At 48.7% G+C, this 25,345-nt stretch carries 21 protein-coding genes and 1 pseudogene; 14 read left to right on the top strand and 8 right to left on the bottom strand.

Annotated elements, in window-relative coordinates; all coding sequences use genetic code 11:
* Window positions 1-23 precede the first annotated feature (23 nt).
* From FB479_RS31005 to FB479_RS21770, 4 genes are all read right to left on the bottom strand, one after another.
* Window positions 24-341, bottom strand: coding sequence for a DUF1214 domain-containing protein (locus FB479_RS31005; protein ID WP_255438548.1), 318 nt, complete (start codon window positions 339-341; stop codon window positions 24-26).
* Window positions 280-792, bottom strand: coding sequence for a DUF1254 domain-containing protein (locus tag FB479_RS21780; protein ID WP_255438500.1), 513 nt, complete (start codon window positions 790-792; stop codon window positions 280-282). The genes FB479_RS31005 and FB479_RS21780 overlap by 62 nt, the downstream gene beginning before the upstream one ends.
* A gap of 96 nt (window positions 793-888) precedes the next feature.
* Window positions 889-2,373, bottom strand: a complete 1,485-nt coding sequence (locus tag FB479_RS21775) for an amidase (protein WP_142066687.1) — start codon at window positions 2,371-2,373, stop codon at window positions 889-891.
* Window positions 2,374-2,452: 79 nt separating this feature from the next.
* Complete coding sequence (locus tag FB479_RS21770; protein ID WP_255438499.1) at window positions 2,453-3,301, bottom strand: helix-turn-helix domain-containing protein; 849 nt, start codon at window positions 3,299-3,301, stop codon at window positions 2,453-2,455.
* A 131-nt stretch (window positions 3,302-3,432) separates the two neighbouring features.
* Between FB479_RS21770 and FB479_RS21765 the strand changes: the two genes are divergently transcribed.
* Window positions 3,433-4,044, top strand: coding sequence for a DedA family protein (locus FB479_RS21765; RefSeq protein WP_142066685.1), 612 nt, complete (start codon window positions 3,433-3,435; stop codon window positions 4,042-4,044).
* Window positions 4,045-4,053: 9 nt separating this feature from the next.
* Here the strand turns inward: FB479_RS21765 and FB479_RS21760 are convergent, their stop codons facing one another.
* Together FB479_RS21760 and FB479_RS21755 are read right to left on the bottom strand one after the other, a co-directional pair.
* Entirely contained in the window at window positions 4,054-5,595 is a 1,542-nt protein-coding gene (locus FB479_RS21760) for a vWA domain-containing protein (RefSeq protein ID WP_142066684.1), read from the bottom strand.
* Between the two features lie 155 nt (window positions 5,596-5,750).
* Window positions 5,751-6,764: an alpha-helical endospore appendage domain-containing protein gene (locus tag FB479_RS21755; protein ID WP_142066683.1), complete on the bottom strand. Its 1,014-nt coding sequence runs from the start codon at window positions 6,762-6,764 to the stop codon at window positions 5,751-5,753.
* Window positions 6,765-7,010: 246 nt separating this feature from the next.
* On the opposite strand from FB479_RS21755, the gene FB479_RS21750 reads away from it, so the two are divergent.
* The 6 genes from FB479_RS21750 (at window position 7,011) to FB479_RS21720 (ending at window position 14,806) form a co-directional block, all read left to right on the top strand.
* Window positions 7,011-8,075, top strand: coding sequence for an AAA family ATPase (locus tag FB479_RS21750; protein ID WP_142066682.1), 1,065 nt, complete (start codon window positions 7,011-7,013; stop codon window positions 8,073-8,075).
* 3 nt (window positions 8,076-8,078) lie between these two features.
* Entirely contained in the window at window positions 8,079-9,878 is a 1,800-nt protein-coding gene (locus FB479_RS21745) for a vWA domain-containing protein (protein WP_142066681.1), read from the top strand.
* Window positions 9,879-10,055: 177 nt separating this feature from the next.
* Window positions 10,056-11,204, top strand: a complete 1,149-nt coding sequence (locus FB479_RS21740) for a chromate transporter (protein ID WP_106657361.1) — start codon at window positions 10,056-10,058, stop codon at window positions 11,202-11,204.
* A 441-nt stretch (window positions 11,205-11,645) separates the two neighbouring features.
* Window positions 11,646-12,245: a TetR/AcrR family transcriptional regulator gene (locus FB479_RS21730; RefSeq protein ID WP_106657362.1), complete on the top strand. Its 600-nt coding sequence runs from the start codon at window positions 11,646-11,648 to the stop codon at window positions 12,243-12,245.
* A 65-nt stretch (window positions 12,246-12,310) separates the two neighbouring features.
* Window positions 12,311-13,540, top strand: coding sequence for an MFS transporter (locus tag FB479_RS21725; RefSeq protein WP_142066680.1), 1,230 nt, complete (start codon window positions 12,311-12,313; stop codon window positions 13,538-13,540).
* Between the two features lie 192 nt (window positions 13,541-13,732).
* Complete coding sequence (locus tag FB479_RS21720; RefSeq protein ID WP_142066679.1) at window positions 13,733-14,806, top strand: glycerophosphodiester phosphodiesterase; 1,074 nt, start codon at window positions 13,733-13,735, stop codon at window positions 14,804-14,806.
* Window positions 14,807-14,845: 39 nt separating this feature from the next.
* Here the strand turns inward: FB479_RS21720 and FB479_RS21715 are convergent, their stop codons facing one another.
* On the bottom strand, window positions 14,846-16,024 hold the full coding sequence (locus FB479_RS21715) for an oxalate decarboxylase family bicupin (RefSeq protein ID WP_142066678.1): 1,179 nt from the start codon (window positions 16,022-16,024) through the stop codon (window positions 14,846-14,848).
* A 182-nt stretch (window positions 16,025-16,206) separates the two neighbouring features.
* Between FB479_RS21715 and FB479_RS21710 the strand changes: the two genes are divergently transcribed.
* Entirely contained in the window at window positions 16,207-16,962 is a 756-nt protein-coding gene (locus FB479_RS21710) for a DUF4241 domain-containing protein (RefSeq protein WP_106657366.1), read from the top strand.
* A 12-nt stretch (window positions 16,963-16,974) separates the two neighbouring features.
* On the opposite strand, the gene FB479_RS21705 is transcribed toward FB479_RS21710, so the two are convergent.
* Window positions 16,975-17,538, bottom strand: a complete 564-nt coding sequence (locus tag FB479_RS21705) for a YEATS domain-containing protein (RefSeq protein ID WP_142066677.1) — start codon at window positions 17,536-17,538, stop codon at window positions 16,975-16,977.
* A gap of 155 nt (window positions 17,539-17,693) precedes the next feature.
* Here FB479_RS21705 and FB479_RS21700 point away from each other — a divergent pair, with 155 nt between their 5' ends.
* The 6 genes and pseudogenes from FB479_RS21700 to FB479_RS21675 all read left to right on the top strand — a co-directional run.
* On the top strand, window positions 17,694-18,281 hold the full coding sequence (locus FB479_RS21700; protein WP_106657368.1) for a TetR/AcrR family transcriptional regulator: 588 nt from the start codon (window positions 17,694-17,696) through the stop codon (window positions 18,279-18,281).
* Between the two features lie 523 nt (window positions 18,282-18,804).
* Window positions 18,805-21,087, top strand: a complete 2,283-nt coding sequence (locus FB479_RS21695) for a DEAD/DEAH box helicase (RefSeq protein ID WP_142066676.1) — start codon at window positions 18,805-18,807, stop codon at window positions 21,085-21,087.
* Window positions 21,077-22,459, top strand: coding sequence for a ribonuclease H-like domain-containing protein (locus tag FB479_RS21690; RefSeq protein ID WP_142066675.1), 1,383 nt, complete (start codon window positions 21,077-21,079; stop codon window positions 22,457-22,459). Before FB479_RS21695 ends, FB479_RS21690 begins: the two co-directional genes overlap by 11 nt.
* Window positions 22,460-22,503: 44 nt before the next feature.
* The gene (locus tag FB479_RS21685) at window positions 22,504-22,962 is read left to right on the top strand and encodes a hypothetical protein (RefSeq protein WP_142066674.1); all 459 of its coding nucleotides are present in this window, start codon (window positions 22,504-22,506) and stop codon (window positions 22,960-22,962) included.
* Window positions 22,963-23,247: 285 nt separating this feature from the next.
* Entirely contained in the window at window positions 23,248-24,576 is a 1,329-nt protein-coding gene (locus FB479_RS21680) for an RCC1 domain-containing protein (protein WP_142066673.1), read from the top strand.
* Window positions 24,577-24,621: 45 nt separating this feature from the next.
* A pseudogene (locus FB479_RS21675) lies at window positions 24,622-24,875 on the top strand (MBL fold metallo-hydrolase); the annotation flags it as partial.
* Window positions 24,876-25,345 lie beyond the last annotated feature (470 nt).

Here is a 25,345-nt window from a genome sequence, read left to right as displayed (position 1 = left end):
GGGGCGGTGCCTTTTTCGTTGTGTTAAGGTATTGGGTTGCTTTCCATGACAGCGGGCCAAGCGTGCTGTTTGTCCAGCGTTGCAGGCTCCGGTGCAAATATCCGCAAAACGAGATTAAACTCGCCTTCAGGGAGCGGGAGCCAGTTGCCTTCCTTGCCTTTGGGCGGTTGCTGTTGCAAATACAGATCGAGGGAGCCATCCGGATTGTACGCAAGTGTTCCTGTATTGCTGCGAACCGATGCGCGATCGGCTGCTGTTTTGGCTAAAAACAGCTGGTTGTCATAGACGTTGATCGACCAGAAAGCAGACGTCTTGGGAAGCTGTTCCTTTGTAAAATGCAGCGTATAGCTTTTGACTCCCGTAAGTGGTTTTCACGGTATAGTAGCGGTTTTGTGGATTGGCGGGGACAGTCAAGTGGACGGGGGTCTCTGACAAATCCAGCCATGCGCTCATATACAATGTATCGGAGTTCGGCGTCACGATATCCCGAAAAGTTGGGGAAGCGAGTGTGTCCGCATAATAAAACTGGTTGATCGGCGCCCGGTTTTTGACCATGGCTTCCATTGTTTTGGCGGACATCACTAATGGATAGTCATAGATGTATGCTTGAATGCCGAGCGAGTAGGCAAGCCTCTCCTGCGAATGAAGAAACGACCTCGATTGGAAGAGAGGTGACTGTTGGGCAGATGGAGTGTTTGTTGTCTCTTTTGCAAACGATAGACCGGACAGGTGAAGCGTCATGCAAAGCAGGGAAACGATCAGTGTCAGGCGCTTTTTCAATAATGGAAGCATAAAGCCCCTCCTCATTACCAGAAATGGGGGTTCGCACTGGTAGTTTTCTTCATAGGGAAAGGGGCTTTATGCAAGCTGAGCTGGAATATTTTATTCTCAATGCGGCTCCACAGAAATTTCAGGTGCCCGCCACTCTGGGCAGGTCGTATACAATTTCGACGCTCCCTGTAGCAATTCCCTATCACGCCATCGCTTGCCCACACACTGTATGCCGATAGGAAGACCTTGCTCATCAAAACCGATCGGCATCGTCACGACCGGACTTCCTGTGACATTAAACAGACTCGTATAAAAAGTCGTAGCGGCCCAGTAGTTTTGCGGGTTCTCGTCTACGTACAGCGGTTTGGTGTATATCGGCTTGTAGCCCCACATTTTCGATTTTGCCATATGAGGAAAGGCTGTCGTGCAGCTGACCGGACACAAGAACAAGTCACAGTCTGCCATGAATTGCTCGAAGCTGCGAATGAGCTGCTCCCGAATGGTTAAGACTCGCATGTAGTTTTTGAACGTCAACGGGATGAGCATGGTAGCCGTGGGAACCTGGCGATAAATCGGCATCGTAATGAGATGAGCAAAACCGCGAATGAGTGGAGACGTCGTTGAGTTTAACTCCGCGTCGATGATTTTTCCCCATGTTTCCCAGGTTTTGCGTACATCCAAGGGCGGTGCCGTCACTTGTTCAACATGCATCCCTTGTTGCTCCAGCATTTTGACGAAGCGGCGCAACTGATCCCGAATGGCTCGACTCGTCGGGTAGCCGGGCAGCTCCTCCATCCAGCGAATGTGCAGGGGCTGCTCCTTTAGGGGAGGGGGCAAGACTTGTGGTCCATGAGGCAAGCCAGCATTGCCGGTTCCGCCACTCATGATGGAAAACGCCACTTCCAGGTCTTCGATCGAACGGGCTACAGGGCCATAGCAGGCCAGGTGACGAGACGATCTATAATCAGACATTCCTTCAAAGCCGGGCATGTGTCCTGTTGCCGGAACGGCTCCTTCTGTCGGCTTCAAGCTGAATACACCACAATAATGAGCGGGGACGCGCAACGATCCTCCGATGTCACTCCCGATATCCAAATAAGAAAGTCCCGCGGCAACCGCAGCTGCCGAGCCTCCGCTGCTACCTCCCGAAGTCCTCGCCTGATTCCACGGATTATTCGTCCGACCGTAAATATCGTTGTCTGTTTGGAGATCCATGAGCAGAGTAGAGACATTCGTTTTGCCAATCAAAACGGCTCCTGCCTGTTTCAGTCTGCGGACGATGGCTGCGTCATGTTGCGGAATGTAGCCTTTTAGAGGGGGGAAGCCAGAAGTAGTAGGGAGTCCGGCTGTGGCAAAGGAATCCTTGATTGTGATTGGCACCCCGTGAAGGGGCCCCCGAATATTGCCTTCCGCCATTTCTTTGTCCGCTTGCTTGGCGGATTCGAGAGCAGCCTGCTCGTCATAAGCGACGATAGCGTTCATTTTGCCATTAAGCGAGGCGATTCTTTTAAAGGTATGCCGGGTAGCTTCTTCGGCACTTATTTTACGCTCTCGAATCCATGTGCCCATCTCCGTTGCTGTCAAATAGGTCAGTTCTTTCATTCGATTCACTCCTTTTCACATGTCCAGCGTACGACAGGAAAACGAGGAAAACTTGATCGAAAATGCGAACTGCCATCAACTATTCTCGGGCTAGAACGGGTATATATATGAAGCAAAGCGAATCAGGATGGTCACTTCCAAGAAAGCGGTGGTCGTAGTATTCAAAATCGTATCGGGCATAAAGCTGGTCGGATGTGGCTGCGTGTGTCATCCAGCTCCCGTATATGTATTGATACGTCAGTTTGAGATTTTGCACCGATCCTTTGTGAGGGAAGACAAGATAACCAGATGCAGGCAGAGTGAGCAATTCCAATCCGTCTGTACCAACATGCTCCGTAGTGTGTATGCCAGCAAAATAGGCAAAGCTTAACGAAAGCTCGAAAGCATCCGGGTAGCGAATGACCCCATATCGCTTCTGGTTTTTCTGCATGGAGATTTTCTGTCCCAAACGCTTCCAACAATGGACAATATCTGTTGTCGAACGGGTAGTGGAGGAGTAGCCTACCAGGTTCAGTTCTTCGTGGGCAGGGATGTAGACGGGCTCAATCGATTGCAGCTGAATATTTTCCAAATAAGGTAGCTCGATACGTTCCAGCATGGTGTACCGCGGCATTTTTCCTGATCGGCGAAGTGCAGAAGGAGGCAGACCAAAACGTTTCGTAAAGGCGCGAGTAAAGGCTTCGTGGGAATCAAAGCCATATGTAAAGGCGACTTCTGTCACGCTCTTTTGTTCGAGCGACAGCGCTTTGGCAGCTTCGGTCAAGCGTCTCTTCGAAATGTATTGGCCGACAGTTTCTCCTGTCACGTGAAAAAACAACCGTTGAAAATGGTACTTGGAATATCCGGCTGCTGAAGCCACTTCATCGAGTGTTACTTTTTCCGTTAACTGCTTTTCGATAAAAGAAAGGGCATATGTTATTTGTTCCATATAGTTCATGGCGTCACCTGAAAAAGGAAATAAGATCTTTTTAGGATACCATATGCCCTGGCCTGAATTTTTGTAAAAAAGCCAGAATGCCAAAGAATGGGGAGAGAATACAATGAAGTAGGACAACATTACTGGAGGTAGCCGTGGAGCAGCATCTGGATCTTTTTTTGATGAAATATGGATATGTCGGCATCTTTTTTTCGCTCACACTTGGTGTTGTAGGGCTCCCCATACCCGATGAGGTACTAATGACGTACGCTGGCTATGCGGTTTCCCGCGGTGTTTTGCACATGCCGTTTACGGTGCTGAGTGCCTTTTTGGGAGCGGCTGTAGGCATAACGATCAGCTATGCCATCGCATGGAAGTGGGGACTGCCGCTGCTTCTGAAGGTTGGACCGTACTTGCATATTACACCGAAAAAAATAGAGTCGACCCAAAAGCTGTTTGCCAAGTACGGTCCATACCTGTTGCTCATCGGCTATTTTTTGCCTGGCGTCCGTCATATTACCGCCTATTTGGCAGGAGTCTCTGCGATGGGGTTTCGACGATTCGCCTTTTTTGCTTACGCCGGCGCATTTCTTTGGAGTGTCACGTTTTTACTGTTGGGACAGGCGCTTGAGAAAGAGTGGCTCAAGGTCGTCGTTTATATACGTCATTACGGCATCACATTTTTGCTAATCGGTTCGGCGATTGGCTTGATGGTCTATATTTGGATGAGGTACAGGCGCGACACCAGAGTCTAGGAACAAGCATTAGTTCCTGCTGATTGCCATGCTGTCTTTAACCAAACGGACAAATTCGAGCTGTTCCTCTCCGGTGGCTGTGGCTTCCGCCAGTTTGAGTACATCGGCAAGGGAGCTTCTTTCGGCATACGGACTCTCCCGCAATATTTCCCCGTATTCTGCTACAGCAGCAAGGAACGCCACTTCTGGAGACAAGGCATTTTGCATCTTCACAGACTCGGAGATTTCCTCTACTTTTTGGGAAGAGGCATGATGATAGCGCACGCGAACCGTCCCGATATCTGCATGGGCAGGGGAAGCGAGCTTCACTTCATAAAGAGCGGTCACACTATGGCCAGCGCCGATCTCCCCCGCATCTGTCTTGTCGTTGCGAAAATCTTTGTCGCGGACATCGCGGTTCTCATAGCCGATCAAGCGATACGAGTCTACCTTCTTAGGGTCGAATTCCACCTGAATTTTTACGTCACGAGCGATCGTTTGGAGGGTGCCCGTCAATGATTCCGTAAAAATGCGGCGAGCCTCCGAAAACGTATCAATGTAGGCGTAGTTGCCTTCTCCTTTATTCGCCAGCTGCTCCATCAGAACATCATTATAGTTTCCCATGCCAAAGCCAAAGGTGCTCAAGTAAATGTCTTTTCGCGCATAGTCCTCGATCGAACGCAAAATGCCCTCGGCCCCTGTTTCTCCTACATTCGCCACCCCGTCGGAGCATAAAATCACCCTGTTAATGGCACTAGGCTTGAAGGAACGGGCCGCCATTTCATAACCGAGCACGAGCCCTTCTTCCGCATTGGTGGAGCCTTCGGGTTGCAGTTCATCGATGGCTGATAAAATCGCGTGTTTGTCTTCGGCAGAGGTTGGGGGCAAAAGAACGCGTCCCTCTGATCCGTAGACGACGATCCCTACTGAATCTGTAGGTTGGAGTTGATCGACAAGGACATGTAAGCTTTTTTTCACCAGTTCTAATCGGTTCTCCCGATTCATCGAGCCAGATACGTCAATGACAAAGACGAGATTAGCGGGCTTCCGCTCTTCTGCACTTAATTCCTTTCCTTTGATCCCGATTCGCACTACTTGAAGATTTTTTTGAAAGGGAGAGGGGCCACTATCGGCTTTGATCGCAAATGTCTGATTGGTAGGCGCGGGATACGAAGTGGGGAAGAAATTGATGAATTCCTCCACCCGAATGGCTTCAGCTGGCGGGAGAGTACCGTCTTTTATAAAATGGCGCATCATGGTGTAAGAGGCGGTGTCCACATCAGCGGCAAAAGTAGACAGGCGGTCCTTCGTCGTCGTGACAAATTGGTTGGTGCCGTAATCTTTGAAGTACATGTCATTGGGGAGGGGATCGGCCGATTTTTTCAGGGCGTAATCAGCTAGTTGGCTGGGAGGACTTGGACTGGAGGCTACCTGATTGTTTTGGCTTTGCGCAACAGATGCTGCTGGTTTGTTTCCGTTTTCGCTTCTTGATACGAACTGCTCGCTCGAGCTGCATCCGACCAAGGATACGACCAACATGGTGATGCCACTGGTTTTCACAATTTTTCTCATCTTTTTATTCCCCCTTTGCCTATGTGACGTGGTAAAAAAAGGAATGTTACATAAGGAGGAGTGCCGAGCTTGTCCGAAGTAAGAGCTTCACTCGCAACGACAGCCAGGATCGAGTCGTAGCTGTGCTCCGAGTGGCGTAATGATTTATGTTTGGTTTAGTCGGCAATCTTCACTAAAGTGAGGAAGCCGGTCACCGTCGTCGTTCCGTCTGCGAAGCTTTGCAAAAACTGGTCTGCGATACCTCCCATACGGAATATGTCTACGATGTCTCCTGCTACAAATCGGGTGAAAGAGGTAACCATACCGAATGCATTTCCATCCACTGCACTATCCGCACTGCTTGACGTTCCAGCAGATCCCGTAATATTGGTGCCATTCCTCCTGATAATGAATGACACTTCACTCTCCTGTGCAGTAGTAACACGATAGCTGATGAGGTAGATGCCGCTTGCAGGTACGGTCACTTGTCCGCCAGCGAGTAAAAAGCCAAGTGAATTGTCTGCATTCGATACATTAAGCGGGACGATCGTATTTGGCGAAATATCGATAGCGGAGGATAGCCAGAAGTTACCGAAAACACTGGAAATAGTCCCCGTCGCGCCTGTTACACCCGTGGCTCCTGTAGTACCAGTAACGCCTGTAGTACCAGTAGCGCCAGTTGCCCCCGTGACACCAGTACTTCCAGTATCTCCAGCTCCGGTCGCCCCAGTTGCCCCGGTCGCCCCAGTCAAGCCGACTCCTGTCGCACCCGTTATGCCTACTCCTGTTGCGCCAGTAGCACCCGTTGTTCCTGTTCCCACTCCGCCTGGTCCGGTTGCTCCTGGTAGTCCAGTCGCTCCAGTGGCTCCCGTTGGTCCTGTCTGACTCGCAATAAACGATGCTGTTAATACGGAATTCAGCTTGTTGTTCAGCAGAATGTCTTTCTTTGTGATCTCTCTGAGCGTATTTACTACGCTGGAATTCACGTTTAGCAAATCACTAATGGTTGCAGGGGGACCTGTCAATCCTGGAAGCGTGCCAAGGACATATTGAAGCTTCTCTGCCTCTGCGTTAATGATATGGCTTAAACCAAGTTCCTCCAAAGCGAAGGATGCGAGTAGCAAGTTTACGACTTGGCTTTGTGTAATGGTAAACAGCGGTGTAATGCTGGGGATATTTGCTTGAGACAAATAAAACGTCCTCCTTTATTTATGTCTTTTCATCCTATTCCGATATCATGCATAAGGGAATTGTCGGTTTTATTGTTTTTATTCAGGCACGGTTTACCATGCGGTGCCTTTCTTTCTTGCCCGTTATTCAATCTTCTTGTAATATTAGGAAATATTTGTGGTGTGACGGTCGCTCTAGTCAATGGAAATCCATCATGGAAAGAGGTAGATTGCTGCAAAAATCAATCAAACAAGAGAGGTTATGAAATGAATCTAGGAATTCAAGTAACGCAAAATCAACTGATGGATGTGCTGCTAAACGTTGCGGTAGCTCGTCCAGTATTTATTTGGGGCGCACCGGGTATCGGCAAGTCGTCTCTTGTCGAGGCGTTTGCTGAGCAGGTGGGCCTGCCTTGCGTATCGTTATTGGGTAGTCAGCTGGCACCTGAGGATATTATCGGTGTCCCACAGATCGTAGACGGGAAAAGCAGATTTTGCCCACCTGCGCAAATTGCGCGAGAAGAACCGTACTGCTTGTTTCTTGACGAATTGAATGCATGCTCGCAAGAAGTGCAAAAGGCGTTTTACAGTCTGATTCATGAGCGGAGAATCGGGGATTACCATCTGCCAAAAGGGTCTATTGTGATTGGAGCAGGAAACCGCGCGCAGGATAGCGCCATTGTCAAACCGATGTCGTCTGCTCTGATCAACCGGATGTTCCATGTGCAATTGCTAGTCTCGTATGAACAATGGATGAATTGGGCGTACAGCAACGGCATCCATTCCTACGTGCTGCAATTTTTGGAGGTGCGCCCGGACTATTTGTGGTCGCAGCCACCGAAGAGCGAGGAACCGTTTTCTACTCCGCGTTCCTGGCACATGCTCTCAGATGCCCTGAACGAATTCGGTGAGAACTTGACGACAGAGATGGTGGGGGTACTGGCCTTCGGATGCTTGACGCCACAGCATGCTGCTCAATTTCGGGCTTTTCACAAGAACATTCAAGGCAAATACCAGCTCAACCGTATTTTGGAGGGAGAGGCTTCTTTCCCTACGGCTCCAGAGGATCGGGACGTACTGTATTTTCTGTCCGATTCATTCCGTTCGCAGATCAAAAAAGAACTGCCAGCGGATAAAGCCTCCTTGGGGGAGCAGCATAAACGGTTCGCGCACCGGGCGAAAGCTCTCTTGAAGGAGCTCTCTTCCATCTCTTTGGAAATGGCGCAAATGGTAGTCGCGCGGCACGAGGATGGCGACGGATTGCCAGACTGGTTCGTTGTGGAGGTCATTCGTGATTTACCGCGTCTGGCTATGGACAGGAAGGGAAAATAGCCAATGGCCAGAGGAGTTCAAAACGACCCGTCGACGCAAAATTACGAGCAGGCCGTCCATTTTTTGAGTCATCACCCGATGTTTGGTCCGCTGTCCTCCCGAGCGCACTTTATTCGTTCCGAGCGAAGTATTTGTCCGGATAACGGTTGGGTAGTCGCGACCCGGGAAGGCAGCTTGTACGCGCATCCGAAGCGCAGAGGGGAAGTCGGGGAATGGATTTATGTTCTCGCACATGCGCTGCTGCATTTGGGCTTCGGACATTTTGTGGAAAAAGAGCAGCCGATTTTGTGGAACATCGCATGCGATTGCTATATTACGCGTTTTTTGAGAGACATGAAGCTGGGGAGGCCTCCTGCTGAAATGGCCTTTGAGCTGGATAAATCGGGAAAGAGCGAAGAAGAGCTGTATGACTGGTTCGTAGAGCACGGGGTGCCAGAGCATTTGAAGCTGTTTGGAACGGGCGGAGAAAAACAGGCAGATATGCTGTTCGCGGATAAATACGTCCGGTACACCTACAATCGAGATGTAAAGTGGGAGCGGCTCTTGGGGATCGGGCTGGCGCAAGCTGTGCAAAGTGCTGTCAGCGTAGCGGGCGGCTATTCTGATGCTCTCGGGAATGAAGAGAACCAGTTGTCTGAGGCACAAAAGGCCAAGCGCTGGTTCATCAATCATTATCCATTGCTGGCTTCCTTAGCGAGTCATTTCACGATTATCGAGGATTCACAGATCTGTCAGCGGCTGCAAATCTCGGTGGCAGCCATTGATGTAACATCCAACGAAATCTTCATCAATCCTGCGGCGGGTTTGGATGAAGAGGAATGCAAATTCGTGATGGCACACGAGCTGTTGCACGCAGGGCTTCGCCACCATGAGCGTTGCCAAGGCCGGGACCCGTATTACTGGAATGTCAGCTGCGATTACGTGATCAATCAATGGCTGATGGAGCTCGGTGTCGGACGTTTTCCGCAAATTGGCGGACTGTACGACCCAGACTTGAAGGGACTTTCGGCAGAGGCCATTTACGATCGAATCGTGACGGACATGCGTACGTATCGCAAGCTCTACACCTTACGAGGAATCGGGATGGGCGATATTCTGGATGGAGACGATCCGCGTTTTTGGGAAAAGGGTCCGGGAACGACGTTGGATGACTTTTATCGCAATGCGATGTCGCAAGGCTTGATCTACCACCAAGAGAAAGGGAGAGGGCTTTTGCCTGCGGGGTTGGTAGAAGAGATTCGCGCCTTGGGACAACCGCCGATTCCGTGGGATGTTCAGCTTGCCCGTTGGTTTGACGAGCATTTTCCTCCGTTGGAAAAGAGCCGCACCTATGCAAGGGCAAGCCGTAGACAGTCCTCTACGCCTGATATTGCCCGTCCTGCCTGGAGCTTTCGGGAAACGGATCAGCTGGCACGCACGTTTGGCGTCGTGATTGATACATCCGGCTCGATGGATACCAAGCTGCTCGGCAAGGCATTGGGGGCGATCGTGAGCTACAGTGAAGCGCGAGATGTTCCGTATGCGCGCGTGGTCTTTTGTGATGCGCAGGCGTATGATGCGGGCTACCTTTCTCCCGAGGACATTGCAGGCCGCGTCAAAGTAAAAGGACGCGGGGGAACGATCCTGCAGCCGGGCATTGACATGCTGGAGAAAGCAACCGATTTTCCAAAGGACGGACCGATTTTGATCATTACCGATGGGGAATGCGATCGGATCAAAGTAACCCGGAGTCATGCCATCATGCTGCCGAAGGGGAGTAATCTGCCGTTCGTGGCGAGAGGACCGGTATTTCGAATGGAATAGCAGGGTTTAGGCTCCGTATCGATGCGGAGCCTTTTTTTACGAATTTTTTACAATGAACACAATAGTAAAAGCGATAAATAGCCTGTATGATGAAAGCGGAAACTGGAGGTGAGCAGCGAAGTGGAATATAAACTCCCAGAAGGAATAGAGCCCCAAAAAAGTAGATGGGGGTCTGTGATGGAAGTTTTGCTTGTTTCTACCAAGCTCGGTTTGACTTCATTCGGCGGTCCCATCGCGCATCTCGGTTATTTTTACAACGAATACATTCGACGTAGAAAATGGATGGATGAGCAAAGCTACGCAGATTTGGTTGCGCTTTGTCAGTTCCTCCCTGGTCCCGCAAGCAGCCAGGTAGGGATCGGAATTGGGATCATGCGAGCCGGATTGTGGGGAGGGGTTGCTGCATGGATCGGCTTCACTCTGCCTTCGGTGTTGGCGCTTCTGATATTTGCTTTCACTTTACAAGGTGTTGACAGTGGCAGTGCTTCTTGGATTCACGGTCTAAAAGTAGTAGCTGTTGCGATTGTTGCTCATGCCGTATGGGGGATGGGACAAAAGCTGGCTCCGGATCGAACGCGGGTGACGATCGCGATCAGCGCTGCTACCATCACGTTACTGTGGCATTCTGCATGGAGTCAGGTCACAGTCATGATCCTAGCAGGAATAGCAGGACTGCTTTTTTTCCGGCAGCAAAAAGCTTCGGAGCTCCCAGAATTTCGTGTGCCGATCAGTCGTGCACTAGCAATTGCCTGCTGGATTGTTTTCTTCGGACTTTTGCTTGTGCTGCCCATCCTCCGAGAGAGCACAGGCTTTTCCTTGCTAGCGTTGTTTGAGAGCTTTTACCGTGCGGGCTCACTTGTTTTTGGCGGAGGTCATGTTGTACTGCCTTTGCTGGAGAGAGAGGTGATCCCGACAGGCTGGGTAACGCAAGAAGCTTTTCTGACGGGCTACGGGGCTACACAAGCGGTACCGGGGCCATTGTTTACGTTTGCCGCTTATTTGGGAGCAATGATTGCAGGAGGAGTCGGTGCAGTAGTAGCTACGATTGCGATTTTTCTACCGGCCTTTTTACTCGTCATCGGCGCATTGCCGTTCTGGAATTCCTTGAGGAGAAATTCCAAAATTCAAGGAGTGCTGGTGGGTGTGAATGCAGCAGTCGTCGGTATTTTACTCGCAGCCCTGTACGATCCGATTTGGACGAGTACCATTCTTGCTCCTCCGGATTTTATCGTAGCGGCTATTTTGTTTATCATGCTGGAGCACTGGAAGCTGCCGCCATGGGTGGTTGTGGTTACGGGGGCTTTGTGCGGTCTGTTGCTGGCTTAGACTGACGCCAGCTTTTTTATCATATTGGAAAGTATAAATTCCGTGGGTCCATACTTTAGATAGGCAGGCAGTCATTATCATCCTAAGTTTTAAAAGGCCTTAAACGAACCAATAAAGCTAGTGAGAAGAAAAAGCACAGGGCTCCTAGACCTTGACAACGCCAACCCAGTCGGAACTTTAAAAAGGGGACCACGCTTGTCGAACACTTCTTCCATGAGAAGCTTCCGCCCGTAGGGTGGCTTTGGCTCGACGGTCCCCTTTTTAAAGTGGAGACGACCAGTGAATCCCCCAGCTGGCGTGTCAGAGTCGAAGAGACCTGTGCTTTTTCTTCTCCTCCACTATGTTGACTCAAACTAAAGAAGGTTTGCCAACTATGTTTGTAACCCTTATAATACTGAATGAAAGTTCAGTATTTCTGGATGGGAAGTTGGTGAAGGACCATTGAATAAAAAGAAGCAGCAAACGGAGCAGACAAAGAAGAAGATAGCGGATGCATCCAGGATTTTATTTATGCAAAAAGGCTACAAGGCCACATCCATAGAAGATATCGTGAAAGCTACTGGATACAGCGGCGGTAACATTTATTATCATTTCAAGAGCAAGGAAGGGCTATTTTTACATCTGATTGAAGCTTGGAACAGCGAATGGGAAGAGAAATGGCTGACCAAAGAACAGCTCTACACGACTTCGATCGATAAATTGTATGGAATGGCTGAACATTTTGCGACCGATTTTATGAACCATCCGCTGACCAAGGCTGCTGATGAATTTTTCGACATGTCGGATAAGCCTTCGGATGTGGAGGAGCGCATCAACGAAATGATCCAAGGTTATATTGACTTTAATCAACAGCTGCTCCAGAAGGGGATTGATAACGGCGAATTTGAAATGACGAATGTAACCGGAGTCGCCATTATCCTGGACAGCCTGATGTTTGGTTTAAATCAACACTCGCGGCGAATGGAACGAGAGGAAGCGCTGGCAACTTTTCGGTTAGCGATGGATGTGTTTTTATTTGGCATTGTCAAACCGTCCCGCTAGCTTTTTTTACACGATTATCTAGAATGGATATTCAGTGTTTTGGTACTAGATTGGAGGAATCGTAAATGGCATTATTATTAAAAAATCAGGGAGCCCTACTGATTCTGATGTTCAATATTTTCCTTGTCTTTACGGGGATCGGGCTTGTTATACCGATTATGCCAAAGTACATGGAGAGTTTGGGAATTACTGGGGGGACAATCGGCCTGTTAGTTGCAGCCTTTTCGCTGACGCAGCTTCTTTTTTCCCCAATTGCCGGGCGATGGGCCGATTCATTCGGAAGAAAAAAGATCATTGTGATTGGCTTGGTCGTGTTTGCTATCTCAGAAGGGATGTTCGGTATAGCGAATTCTCCGGTCCTGCTGTTTGTTTCTAGGTTGTTAGGCGGTATTAGTGCCGCACTGATTATGCCGGCTGTAATGGCTTACTCAGCAGATATTACAACGAATGAAGAACGAGCGGCCGGGATGGGGTATATTACGGCAGCCATTACGACTGGTTTTATTATCGGTCCAGGCATAGGAGGATACATTGCTGAATTTGGTATTCGCGCACCTTTCTATACCGCGGGAATTGCAGGACTGATTGCTGCATGCATCACGTTGTTCATCCTCAAGGAATCGAAACCGTCGGAAGAAGCATTATCTGACTCACATTCTAGTGAAAAACAACGAAGCAGTCTTCTTTCCCAGTTAATGTACTCCTATCGAGAGCCTTATTTTTTCAGTTTGATCATTGTGTTTGTCATGTCTTTCGGACTGGCTAATTTTGAAACGGTCTTTTCATTGTTTGTCGACCATAAGTTTGGATTTGAGCCGAAAGATATCGCGTTTATCATTACATTCGGGTCAATTGCAGGCGCAGTGGTCCAGCTTACTGCCTTTAGCTGGATCATGAATCGCTTTGGCGAGAAAAAGGTCATTTCGGTCTGTCTGCTCTTTGCTGGCTTGTTTATTGTTCTGACGCTGTTTGTTCACGGATTTTGGATGATTTTTGCGGTTACCTTTATCGTATTTCTGGCGATCGATATTTTGCGACCGGCCATCAGTACCCAAATGTCGATGCTTGCAAAGGATCAACAGGGGTATGTTGCTGGCCTTAACTCAGCCTTTACCAGTCTTGGCAATATTGCAGGTCCGATCGTAGCTGGATTTTTATTCGATATAGATATCAACTATCCGTATGCGCTAGCGTGTATGATTTTGCTTATCTGTTTCGTCTTATCGCTAGGAGTGAAAAACCGGAACCTAAAGGATGCCAATGCGGCTTCCAGTCAAGCGTCCATTCATGGATGATGAAGTGAAAGGGATACGATAGCTGAATAAAACAGCGGCGAGTCTAAGACTTTATGTTCAGGTCTTAGCTCGCCGCTGTTCTATTATTCGGGTAAATAAATCTTTTATGATTACTTAATAGAGATAGGAATAGAAATTTACATCATTCATTTATAGTGAAAACGGTAAGCCATACTTTAAGGAGTGAAGCAAATGATGAGAAACAAAGTAATGATAGCAACTGCTGCCCTTATGGTGTGTGTAGCACCAATTGCTTCTACCGCTGGCAATCCTCACTGGTCAAAAACCTCTCCAAAAGAGTTCGATCTTCAAGCTCACCGCGGCGGACTCGGGCTCACGGTAGAGTCCACATTGGCGTCGTTTTCCCATGCCCTTGAATTAGGGGTGAGCACGCTCGAGCTCGACGTGCAAATCACGGAGGACAAGCAGGCAGTGATTACGCATGACCGCAAGATTTCGGGTGCCAAGTGCCGGGACACAGGCCCACTTTTCGTTGGTGATCCTGAGTATCCGTACGTTGGCAAGTACATAAAGGACCTCACACTCGACCAAGTACGCACGCTGGACTGTGGCGCACAGACATTGCCGCAATACCCAGAGCAGCGTCCAAGCCCAGGTGCCGGGATGCCGCTGTTGAGTGATGTATTTGATCTCGTCAAAGACTACAAGGCCAATCATGTGTGGATGAATATCGAGACGAAGGTAGAGGCGGGAGCACCGGAGCAAACCGCTCCGCGTGAAGATTTCGTGCAGATCGTCGCTCGCGAAGTCCGCGATGCCGGGATGCTTGATCGGGTATCGATCCAAAGCTTTGACTGGGGGGCGCTTATGCGCATGAAAGAGGTTGAGCCGCGCTTGCCGATTGTGGCACTGACGAACGGTGCGCAATTCTTGCAGCCAGGTCAACCGGGAGCTTCACCGTGGTTGGGCGGAATCGACATTGACGACTTTGGAGGAGACCTCGTGGCGGCGGCACACTCGTTCGGTGCAGATGCCATTTCCCCCGTGCATGGCTCTCCACAGAACGGCAAAGTCACCGACGAGAATTACGTGCCCTATGTCACGAGGAAAATGGTAGAAGACGCCCACAAGGTCGGGATGAAGGTAATTCCGTGGACGGTCAATGACGCACCTACGATGAACAAGTTGATTGACGATGGCGTAGACGGGATCATCACGGATTACCCAGACCGTCTGCGAAAGGTCATGGAGCAGCGTGGTCTGAAGCAACCGAAGAGCTACAAGACCCCAAAAATAGAGAAGTAGTAAGAAGACCAGTCCATTCGGGCTGGTCTCTTCTTGTAGTCACGGGACATAGCCATATCCAGGATATTTGACGACGGGCCATTTATCCTTGCGCAAAGCATCCAGCAATTCAGGATCTACACACAAGTTGGAAGCGACGAGTTCATGCGGGGTGAGCGCCATCCATTGATTCAGCGAAACGTCGACAAAGCGGTCACTCTTGAACATTTCCAAAAACCACACCGTTTCGGTCCCGGTATTTTGGATGTAATGCCCCGTTGCAAAAGGTACGTAACCGACGTCACCTGCTTGGTAGTCAAAAGTTCGGGCGTTTCCGTTTCCGGTAAAAACGGTCATCCGCGCTTGGCCTGAAATGTAATATTGCCACTCGTCGGTATTGGGATGCCAATGCAGCTCTCTCATGGCACCGGGACGTAACTCTACGAGTGCTGCCGCGATTGTCTTCGAGATCGGAAAGTTGCGGGAATCGACGATTCGCACGCTGCCTCCAGGTGTAATGAGAGGGCGTTGGGCGAGTAAACGATGGGAAAAAGGGAGGGGGACGGTTCCGTACGGAGATTCTACTTCATCTGCTTCGATGGAACCAGGAACCTCGTCCTGATATATGTACACTTGCTTGCAGGGAATATCGGCAAAAGCTGATTCAGGCACACCGAAATTCGCGGAAAGCACATCTGGTGGCGTATGAGCAAACCAATCAGAGATCGATAGTGTATTCAGATCGGAAAAATGCCCATCGTCGAAAACGAGCAAAAACTCGCAGCCTTCCTCAAGTCCCTGAATCGAGTGGGGGATGCCGGGAGGGAAATACCATAGATCGCCTTTGCCGATATCTGCGATAAAATTACGTCCGCGTTGGTCAACGGATGTAATTCGTGCACGGCCGAGCAGCATGTAGGCCCATTCCGCCTGCTGATGCCAGTGCAGCTCGCGCACACCGCCTGGCGTCAGGCTCATGTTTACACCCGCAAGCGTAGTGGCGATTGGCAGCTCGCGTATGGTGACTTCACGGGACCACCCGCCATGATTTAATGTCATAAACGCATCTGAGAAGGAAAATTTCAGATTGGGCAGCAAGCCCGCATCTGTGACGGGAGGAACTAGCATATTCGGATTTTGCCGATCACGCATGACGTTCCGTGGACCGAGATCGACCCATCCGGTCCCGTCACTTCTCATCGGCTGAGGAATTTGATTCCCTTTGTCTGGCGGATTCATTCGGGGGCAACCTCCTTCATCCTTGGACAGGCATAGGTTTTGTCGTACTTCATCCACTAAACATGCCTATGCATCGGCTTGCCCGTTATGCAAACAGCCAAGCCGTTCTACCGTTTCTGTGGGTGATTTTGTATAATTTTAGAAGTGATTTACAAATAGACAATTTTAGGATGGGTATAAAGATGAATAAGATTCCGAATGAGCAATGGCTAGCACGATATGAACAAAATAAACAGAAGTTAGCGCCTCTTGTTGATTTACACACCTATTTCACATCAACGGAGATCAGTGGGAAACCAATCAACTTGCTTTCATTGGGAGAAATAACGATTCCCACTGGAGACATCATGGTTCGTGATCCGCTTGTGTATCTGGAGAAAAATAGTGCCCCGTATTTTCAAAAAGTCCCTACAGGAACCTTCCCATTAACCGTTTGTGTGGTAACAGTCGAAGAAGACCATTACCGGTATGCAGCTGCTAAGGTAGAGTTTACAGATAAAACTCCCCAAAAATTTACGGAAGCCCTCATTGGAGACGAGGATCTCGAAAACCTAGAGGAAGGTGAATATTTTGGCTTTAATGTGGATGCAGGCCTTGCTACTGTGGTAGATGTCAAAACGAGAGATGCTTATCTGGAATTTTATGATAGGTGGAAAAAAGAGAATCCAGAGGGCAATATTTATGATGATTATTTTGCTGATGTTTTCGCACAAAGTTACAAAGACCATCCAAAATACCAAAGAAGCGCTGGAGACTATATAAACTGGACGATACCAGGCACCGATTTATCGATTCCGATGATTCAGACGGGATTTGGAGACGGAGCCTATCCTGTTTATTTTGGGTTGGATGAAAATGATCAAATATGCCAGCTGGTGATTCAATTTATTTACATTGAATTTGCATTTGGTGAGGATGACAGCGAAGACGAAAGCTAGCAGATAAGCCTCTCACCAATCATTTTTAGAAACGGTGCCTCGATTATCTTTCTTTGGAAAGAGAAAATAGCTGGCTGTAATCAAGAGATCAATCCCCAGAACAACGGTCCATAGCCGGAGAATATGCCACAAAGAAGCAGTTCGTTCCGTATCATCGATAAAGTAGATGGTCCCTGCTAAGAGAGCCGCCCCAATTACATAGGAGAAGAGATGTCTAAACCAGCTTTTTGCGTAATGCTTGGCATACTCCATGCCGTATAACTTGGGTTTAGGCGTACCTTGCTTTGTGACGTACTGCTGAAATTTTTCATCCGCCCATTGAATCATGCTTTTCCCAAACGCAAGCGATACCCCGATATAAACAGCAGCCAGCGCATGAGGAATCGTAGCGGTAGCCCCACGATACAAATCCAAGCTCGTAACGATGAGCAAAACTACATCAACAACAGGCGTCAGGGCGAGAAGAAAAAGCCCGGCCTTTTTTTGTTTGAGCACGTACCTTGTGAAAAGGCCAAGTACAATGACCACCCAAAATGCAATTTCGCATGCGACAATCATCCATGCAACAAAATTCACTAGTATAGGTCCCCTTTTCGGAAGTTTCTTCTCCTATATGAGAAGTTTTTGTAATACAGTTGTGCTAACAAAAAGAATTTTATCATCGATTTTAAAATAATACAACTGTACCATTAAGGTTGCTTGTCCCTTGCCAATCTTGTTAAAATACAACTATGCCAAAAATAATCGATCATGAGAAAAGAAGAGAACAAATAGCAGAAGCAACGTGGCGTGTCATTGTCGAGCAAGGAATGGAGGGGGCAACGGTAAGGGGCATTGCAAAAGAAGCGGGACTTTCATTAGGTGCACTGCGACATTACTTCGCAACACAGGATGAACTGCTGATGTATGCCATGCAGCTCGTAAAAGAGAGGGCGACAGCTCGAATTGCCGAAATCGCCGCCAATGAAGAATGGGCGCCAAAAGAGAAAATCACCAAAATCTTTTTGGAGCTTCTCCCTACGAATCAAGAAAAGATGGTCGAAATGGAAGTATGGTTTGCTTTTACCGTGTACTTCCGACACAAGAAAGAAGGCTTTGACGCACAGCATGACGGGATCTATGCCGGCGTCCGCAAGCTGTTGGACTCTGCTGATCAACTGAATTTATTACGCAAAGAGCTGGACAAAGAGATGGAAGCAGAGAAGCTCTATGCCGTCATCGATGGTCTGGCACTGCATGCCTATCTCGAGCCAGAGCGTGTCAATGGGGAACGGATCACGAAAGTGCTGGAGCATCATCTTGCATCCTTGTTTCATTAACTTGCTTTACAGTTCTTTTAAGGAAAAGACGGTCCATTCTTCATACAAGATAAGAAACACATACAAGCACTCCCATAAAGAAAAGCAATCGGATCAAGGGAAGGTTGATCTGATTGCTTTTTTTCGTCGGCACGCAGATGGGAACGAACAAGATTCTTCTCATAGCGATTTTTAGAAATAGCTTTTAACGCTTTTTCAATTCTTCTAGAAGTTCAATTATTTTATCATTTTGCACTGTAATTTTTTTTACACCGAATGCGATAGGTAATAGCAAAGCAAATATCAAAGGGAGAATTACTAATTCTACGATCAAGGGTAATCATCTCCAATTAATCATGATAGAGATTGAAAAGCTAATCTGCCTTAAACTCGACTTTCGCATATTAAATCATTTTAGAGCCTATTTTTTCCAGTATCTATACTGCTCCATGTCGTCCACAACTTGAGTTCAACGTGTGGATCATTATTCCATGTTTACATGCCGAACGTCCATTCGTAAAATGGTAGCAAGAAGGTGACGAAGATGAATGTGAAAAAAAATATCGCAGCCATATTGGATCACATAAAAACAGACGAACGATTTCGCGATAACATTGCGCATTGGAGGGTCATTCCTGCTCGTGAAGCAAAGTCTGTTCCATTTCCGAGTGAACTGGACGGACGCATTCGAGATGCCCTGACGAATAGAGGCATTCCCTCCTTATACACGCATCAAGAAACGTCTTTTCGCCATGTGCGCGAAGGCAAACACATCGTAGCGGTTACGCCCACGGCTTCAGGCAAAAGCATGTGCTATCATTTGCCAATTCTCCAGACGTTATCGGAAGACACGCAAGCGCGGGCTCTTTACTTATTCCCAACCAAGGCCTTGGCGCAGGATCAAAAGTCAGAGCTGCACGAGCTGATTACGGAAATGGGCCTTTCGATCAAATCCGAAACATATGATGGTGATACGCCTGCAAATATCCGGCAGATGGTACGCAAGGCAGGAAATATCGTCATTACCAACCCAGACATGCTGCACTCCGCCATTTTGCCCCATCACACCAAGTGGGTGTCCTTTTTCGAGCATCTCAAATACATCGTCATTGACGAGCTGCATACATATCGCGGCGTTTTTGGCAGTCATGTCGCCAATGTCATTCGGCGGTTGAAGCGCATTTGCACCTTTTATGGAAGTCATCCGCAATTCATTTGCACATCGGCTACCATCGCCAACCCGAAGCAATTGGCGGAAGCCCTGACAGAAGAAGAGGTAGAGCTGGTCAACAACAATGGAGCTCCGTCTGGCATCAAGCATTTCCTTTTCTACAATCCGCCTGTGGTCAACAAGCAGCTCAATATTAGACGCAGTGCCACATTGGAGGCGCGAGACATTACCGAGCAGTTTTTGACCAATGGTATTCAGACGATTCTGTTTGCTAGAAGCCGTGTACGTGTAGAGATTTTGCTCACGTATTTGCAGGAGTTGATTCGCCGCAAGCTCGGGCCAAAAACGATCCAAGGGTATCGCGGCGGCTATTTGCCGAGCCAGCGCAGAGAGATCGAACGCGGCTTGCGCAATGGCGACATTATGGGCGTGGTCAGCACCAATGCGCTGGAGCTCGGGGTAGATATCGGGCAGTTGCAGGCATGTGTCATTACTGGCTATCCGGGCTCGGTCGCAAGCACATGGCAGCAGGCAGGACGGGCGGGAAGACGGCAGGGAGAATCCGTCGTCGTTATGGTCGGCAGCTCCACGCCGTTGGATCAGTATGTGATTGCCAATCCGGAGTACTTTTTCGACCGCAGTCCTGAGACAGCGCGGATCAATCCCGATAACCTGATCATTTTGGTCGATCATCTCAAATGTGCGGCATACGAGCTGCCGTTTCGTGAGGGAGATACATTCGGTCGCGCGGAAATCGTAGAAATTCTGGAGTTTTTGACCGAGGAACAGGTCTTGCATTACTCGCGGGGCAAGTGGTTCTGGATGAACGATTCGTTCCCGGCCCACAACATCAGTCTGCGGTCAGCCTCGCAGGAAAATGTCGTGATCATCGATATCAGTGAACGGGGAAATGAGCGTGTCATCGGGGAAATGGACCGGTTCAGCTCCATGACGCTTTTGCATGACGAGGCTATCTACCTGCATCAGGCGACGCAGTTCCAGGTGGAAAAGCTGGACTACGAAGAAAAGAAGGCGTATGTCCGGGAAGTCCAAGTCGATTATTACACGGACGCCAACTTGGCCGTCTCGCTGAAGGTATTGGAGCAGGATCAGTCCCGTCGTCATGCGCAGAGCACCTTGGCTTATGGCGAAGTGGCTGTGAATGCGATGGCGACGATCTTTAAGAAAATCAAGTTCGAGACGCATGAAAACATCGGCTCGGGACCGATTCATTTGCCGGAAGAGGAGCTGCATACAAATGCGGCGTGGATCGGTTTTTCTGAAGCGCTGCTCGGCGAGATTGGGGCAGAGGATGTGGAACGCGGCTTGGTCGGTTTGGCGCATGTGTTGCAGCACGTAGCTCCGCTGTTTGTCATGTGCGATCCGATGGACCTGCACGTGATACCGCAACGAAAGGCCGTTCATTCGCAGGAGCCTACGATTTTTCTGTACGACCGTTATCCGGGAGGCATCGGCTTGAGCGAGCAAGTGTATAAGGAAATGGAGACGATTTTGACACAGGCAGAGCGGATGATTGTCTCTTGCCCGTGTGAGTCAGGATGTCCATCTTGTGTGGGAGCGACAGATGACGGCAGCAAGGGGCTAGCCATGACCTTGCTGCGAATTGCTCAAGGAGGAAGTACTTATGTCTCTTAAATCCAAGCTGCAACGGATGAAGGGACATCTCTCTCTGGAAACGGACAAAGCAGTAGCGCCAGCAGTCGAATCGGAACCGCCCATTCACGAGAAAGATCCGGGGGAAGAGTTGAGGGCAGCTGTACCAGCGGCTAGCAGCGCAGAGCTACAGATCCCTTTTGCCGACAAGTGGAAGGAAATGCAGGCATCGCCCTACATCTGGGATGACGAGTACGTTATGATTCGCGAGGTTCGCTATCCGATCGATCAGCAGCATGGGGCTTACGCCTTTTCCGAGCTGCATGAGGCGATCCGTATGTGGGAAACGGCTGGTCGAGAGCATCCGCTGTCCGCTGCGGGCAGGAAACCAGAAGACTTGTTGTTTTTCGATACGGAGACGACAGGGCTGTCAGGTGGGGCAGGCAATGCGATTTTTCTTTTGGGATACAGTCGCTTCGAGGGGGAACACGTCGTGGTGCGCCAGCATTTTCTCCCGGGCCCGCATGCAGAGGTGACGTTGTACCAATCGTTTTTGGAGCAAGCACAAAGGTCCTCGCATCTGGTGACCTTTAACGGGAAGTCCTTTGACTGGCCGCAAGTGCGAACGAGACATACGCTGGTGCGCGATCAAGTGCCTGCTCTGCCTACCTTTGGTCATTTTGACCTGTTGCACGGGGCGAGGAGACTGTGGAAGGCGGAGCTGGAATCGTGCCGATTGGGCATCATCGAGCAGGAAAAGCTGGATGTTTTTCGCGAGGATGATTTGCCCGGCTATTTGGCACCGGTGCGGTATTTCGACTTTTTGCATGCCCAAGACCCTGATGTTATCGAGGGCGTGCTGCGGCATAACGAGACAGACGTCCTGTCTCTGATCACGATGTATATTCACATGACGCGGCTATTGGTAGGGCAAGGGAGTGTAACGGTATCTCCCGAGGAAAGCTACGAAATTGCCAGATGGTACGATGCGCTTGGGGATCAGGAAGCTGCGATGGCAGGCTATCGTCTCGTCGCCGACAGCGATCATGCGTGGAGTAACCGGGCCAAGCTCGCTATCGGTTATCTGCACAAAAAGCAAAAGGATTGGCAGCAAGCTTTAACTGTTTGGGAGTCGTGCATTCAGTCCACGGGGTATGTCCCGGAAGAGGTGTATATTGAGGCTGCCAAGCTGTACGAGCACCAGTTGAAGGATTGGGAGAAGGCTTTGCACTATACAAGGCATGCGTATGAGCAGTGGAAGAAGCGCGGGAGTCTGTTGCGAAACAGGTCCAAGGCCGACGCAGAGGCGTATCGCAAGCGGATTGATCGGTTAGAAGCAAAGCTACGCGGGAATGAAGCGGAAGAAGAGAGCCTGTTGTCCGGATTTTTGGATTGGGCGGATGAGCAAGAGTGATGGGGACCGTAGTCTGAAGACCTAACCATCTAAGGGGGATTGGGATGAGGCACATTGTCTTGTTTCTGATGGTGTTTCTACTTCTTGGCGGTTGCTCTGCGAATGATGATTGGGTGCACACGTTTACGGGGGAGAGCGACAATTGGATCGTGGTCATGGAAATCAGGCCGATTGAGAATGAGCACACAACAGTTGTCTATCCATTTTATTTGACAAAGAAAATGGATAGTGAAGTCACGAAGCTGTATTACCAGGCTCATCTAGTCAATGGCAAGCCGAGCGGAAATATCGAACACATTGACTTTGAAGAATTCAATCAAAAGCAACCAGTACTGCTTTTTCGTGAATATCCGAACCTCCTCTCACCCGACTTTCCAGCAAAAGATACACCGAATGAACAGCTGGAATACTACTTCTCCGAATTGAAGATGGATATAAAATGGACAGATGATCGGGGAGAGCATCAAGAACAAATCCCCCTGAAACTGCAAAAAGTTCCCTGATGAAAAAAGGGGGAAAACTGGAGGTATAGATTAGCGCCCCACCAATCAGTCCAAGATTACATGACTTAAGTGGGATGCCATTAAGGTTACCTTATCTAAGCTTACTTATTGACTATAACGAAAATACGGAACGAACGCGTTCGATAGTTAAACAAGCACAACGGATAGCTGCGAAATCTGTTGTGTTTTTTTATTTTTCGGTATCGTGATCATTTATGGTGCCGATTACTTTTGCTAGTTGATTTGCTAAAATATTGAAAAAGAGTGAGGGGAGATAGATTTATCATGTTTCGGTTGATGCTTGTCATGGTATCCGTTTGCTTCGCCTTATTTTCGACCTTCCTTTCAGTACAGGCTGCTGAGGCACCAGGTAAGAAAACCCCGAAAATCGTAGCAATTGCTACGGGTGCGGGTCATTCGTTGGTGCTTGACGAGCAAGGTGACCTCTGGGGATGGGGAGATTCTTATTATGGACAAGTCGGGAACTGGGCGGATCTGGAAGGCAAGGGGGAAGAGTGGCATATTCTTCGTCCAGCGAAAGCGAAGCATCGTGTGGATGGGGCCGTTTCCCTTTCAGCAGGAATTAATTTTTCTACTGCCTTGACCAAAGAAGGGGACGTCTTCTCGTGGGGAAGCAATCAAAATCTAGCTCTTGGCTTCTTACCAATTGAGCTTGAAACCAATCCGATCCCTGAAAAACTGAAAGAGATTTCAGATGTAAAGCAAGTAGTCGCTTCTTATGCCCGCACGACTGTTCGAAAAAGTGATGGTACCGTTTGGGTTTGGGGAAGCAGAGTGTGGGGACAGCAGTTAGATGATCCAGGCACTACTCAGGAAAGCTATAAGGAGTTTGAAAAGAGACTGGCCGAATACAGAGCGGCCCTTTCCACATGGGGAGAAAAGTCGATGTATGAGTATATTGTGCAGGTGAAAGGGGTTGATCGTGTCGTTTCCATAGCGGACGGTTTTTCGCATACACTTGCGCTGAAAGAGGACGGGACTGTCTGGTCATGGGGGCAAGAAAGCCGTGGTCAATTGGGAAATGGCTCAACAAATCACAATCTTCTCCCGACAAAAGTAAAAGGACTTGAGAATGTAACCGCCATTGCGGCAGGCTTTAGTTTGCACAATCTAGCCGTGAAAAAGGATGGGACAGTCTGGGCGTGGGGAAATAACAATTATGGGCAACTTGGCGATGGTACGAAGACCAATCGCTTTCTTCCCGTACAGGTAAAAGGATTGACGGATGTTGTCTCCGTTGCAGTTGGCAACGAGCAAAGCTTTGCGATAAAAAAAGACGGCTCAGTTTGGGCGTGGGGGAGAAATACACAGGGAAGGTTAGGGCTCGGTACCAATACCATGGAAAATATGATCCCTGCAAAAGTCGTTGGGCTAACGGATGTGATAGCCATTTCTTCAGGTTATCATCATGTTCTCGCCCTCAAAAAAGACGGGACGGTCTGGTCTTGGGGAGTAAATGAAAGTGGTCAAATTGGCGATGGAACCCAAACGAGATATGGAACAAGTCCCGAGACGAGTGACTATCACGATAAGAAGATACCGGTAAAAGTGGAGTTTGGTTTACAGATGTTGACAACAACGAAACCAACATAATACATAACCTTACGTAAAAATAAAATTTTACATAGGTCTGATATGATGGGAATTTCAAAGGGAGTAGAAATGCTTTATCTAGATTTTCATGGGAATACCACCCCATTCTTTTGTGGGATCCGGAAATGGCTGTTTTAATAGACACCGGATTCCCAGTACAAATGAAAGATTTCCGTGTGGCGATGGAAAAGGTAGGAGTATCGTTCGACAAGCTAAAAGCTGTGATTTTGACGCATCAGGATGTGGATCATATAGGCAGCCTTCCTGAGATTTTGCAGGAGTGCGGGGATCGTGTTCGCGATTTATCGCTACATAGTCAATATCCTTCAGATAATTTCCTAGGTATGATTCCAACAAATATTGATTGGGTCGATGATCTGAAAGAAAAAGAATTTCTTAGATGAAGGTTCAATTCAGCAGGGACGATTGCGATCTAATTGTGTACTGTAATGGTTGCAAAAGTAGTAAAATCCGATGGATATATCATCTGGAAGCAACTCGGAATTGATAGGAGTAATAAGGTATTTAAGCTTTTGGGATAAGAGATCACTCTAATGATGGAACGAACAGGATCGATAGCTTACCAAAACATCAGAGGCTGCTGGAGATGATCAGGCTGCCTCATTAAGCTATTGGGCAGTTTAATCTGACTTAAAGGTACTGAAGTATAATTTCCAATTATTTCATTTGATCAAGCGAACCGTTCATGTTATATTAAGAGTCCGCCTTTCAAAAACAGGCGAAATAAAGGAACAAAACGAACCACTCC

The sequence above is a fragment of the Brevibacillus sp. AG162 genome, assembly GCF_006715575.1.
In the GTDB taxonomy this organism is placed as follows: Bacteria; Bacillota; Bacilli; order Brevibacillales; family Brevibacillaceae; genus Brevibacillus; species Brevibacillus brevis.
This window is presented reverse-complemented; position numbering and strand designations above follow the sequence as displayed.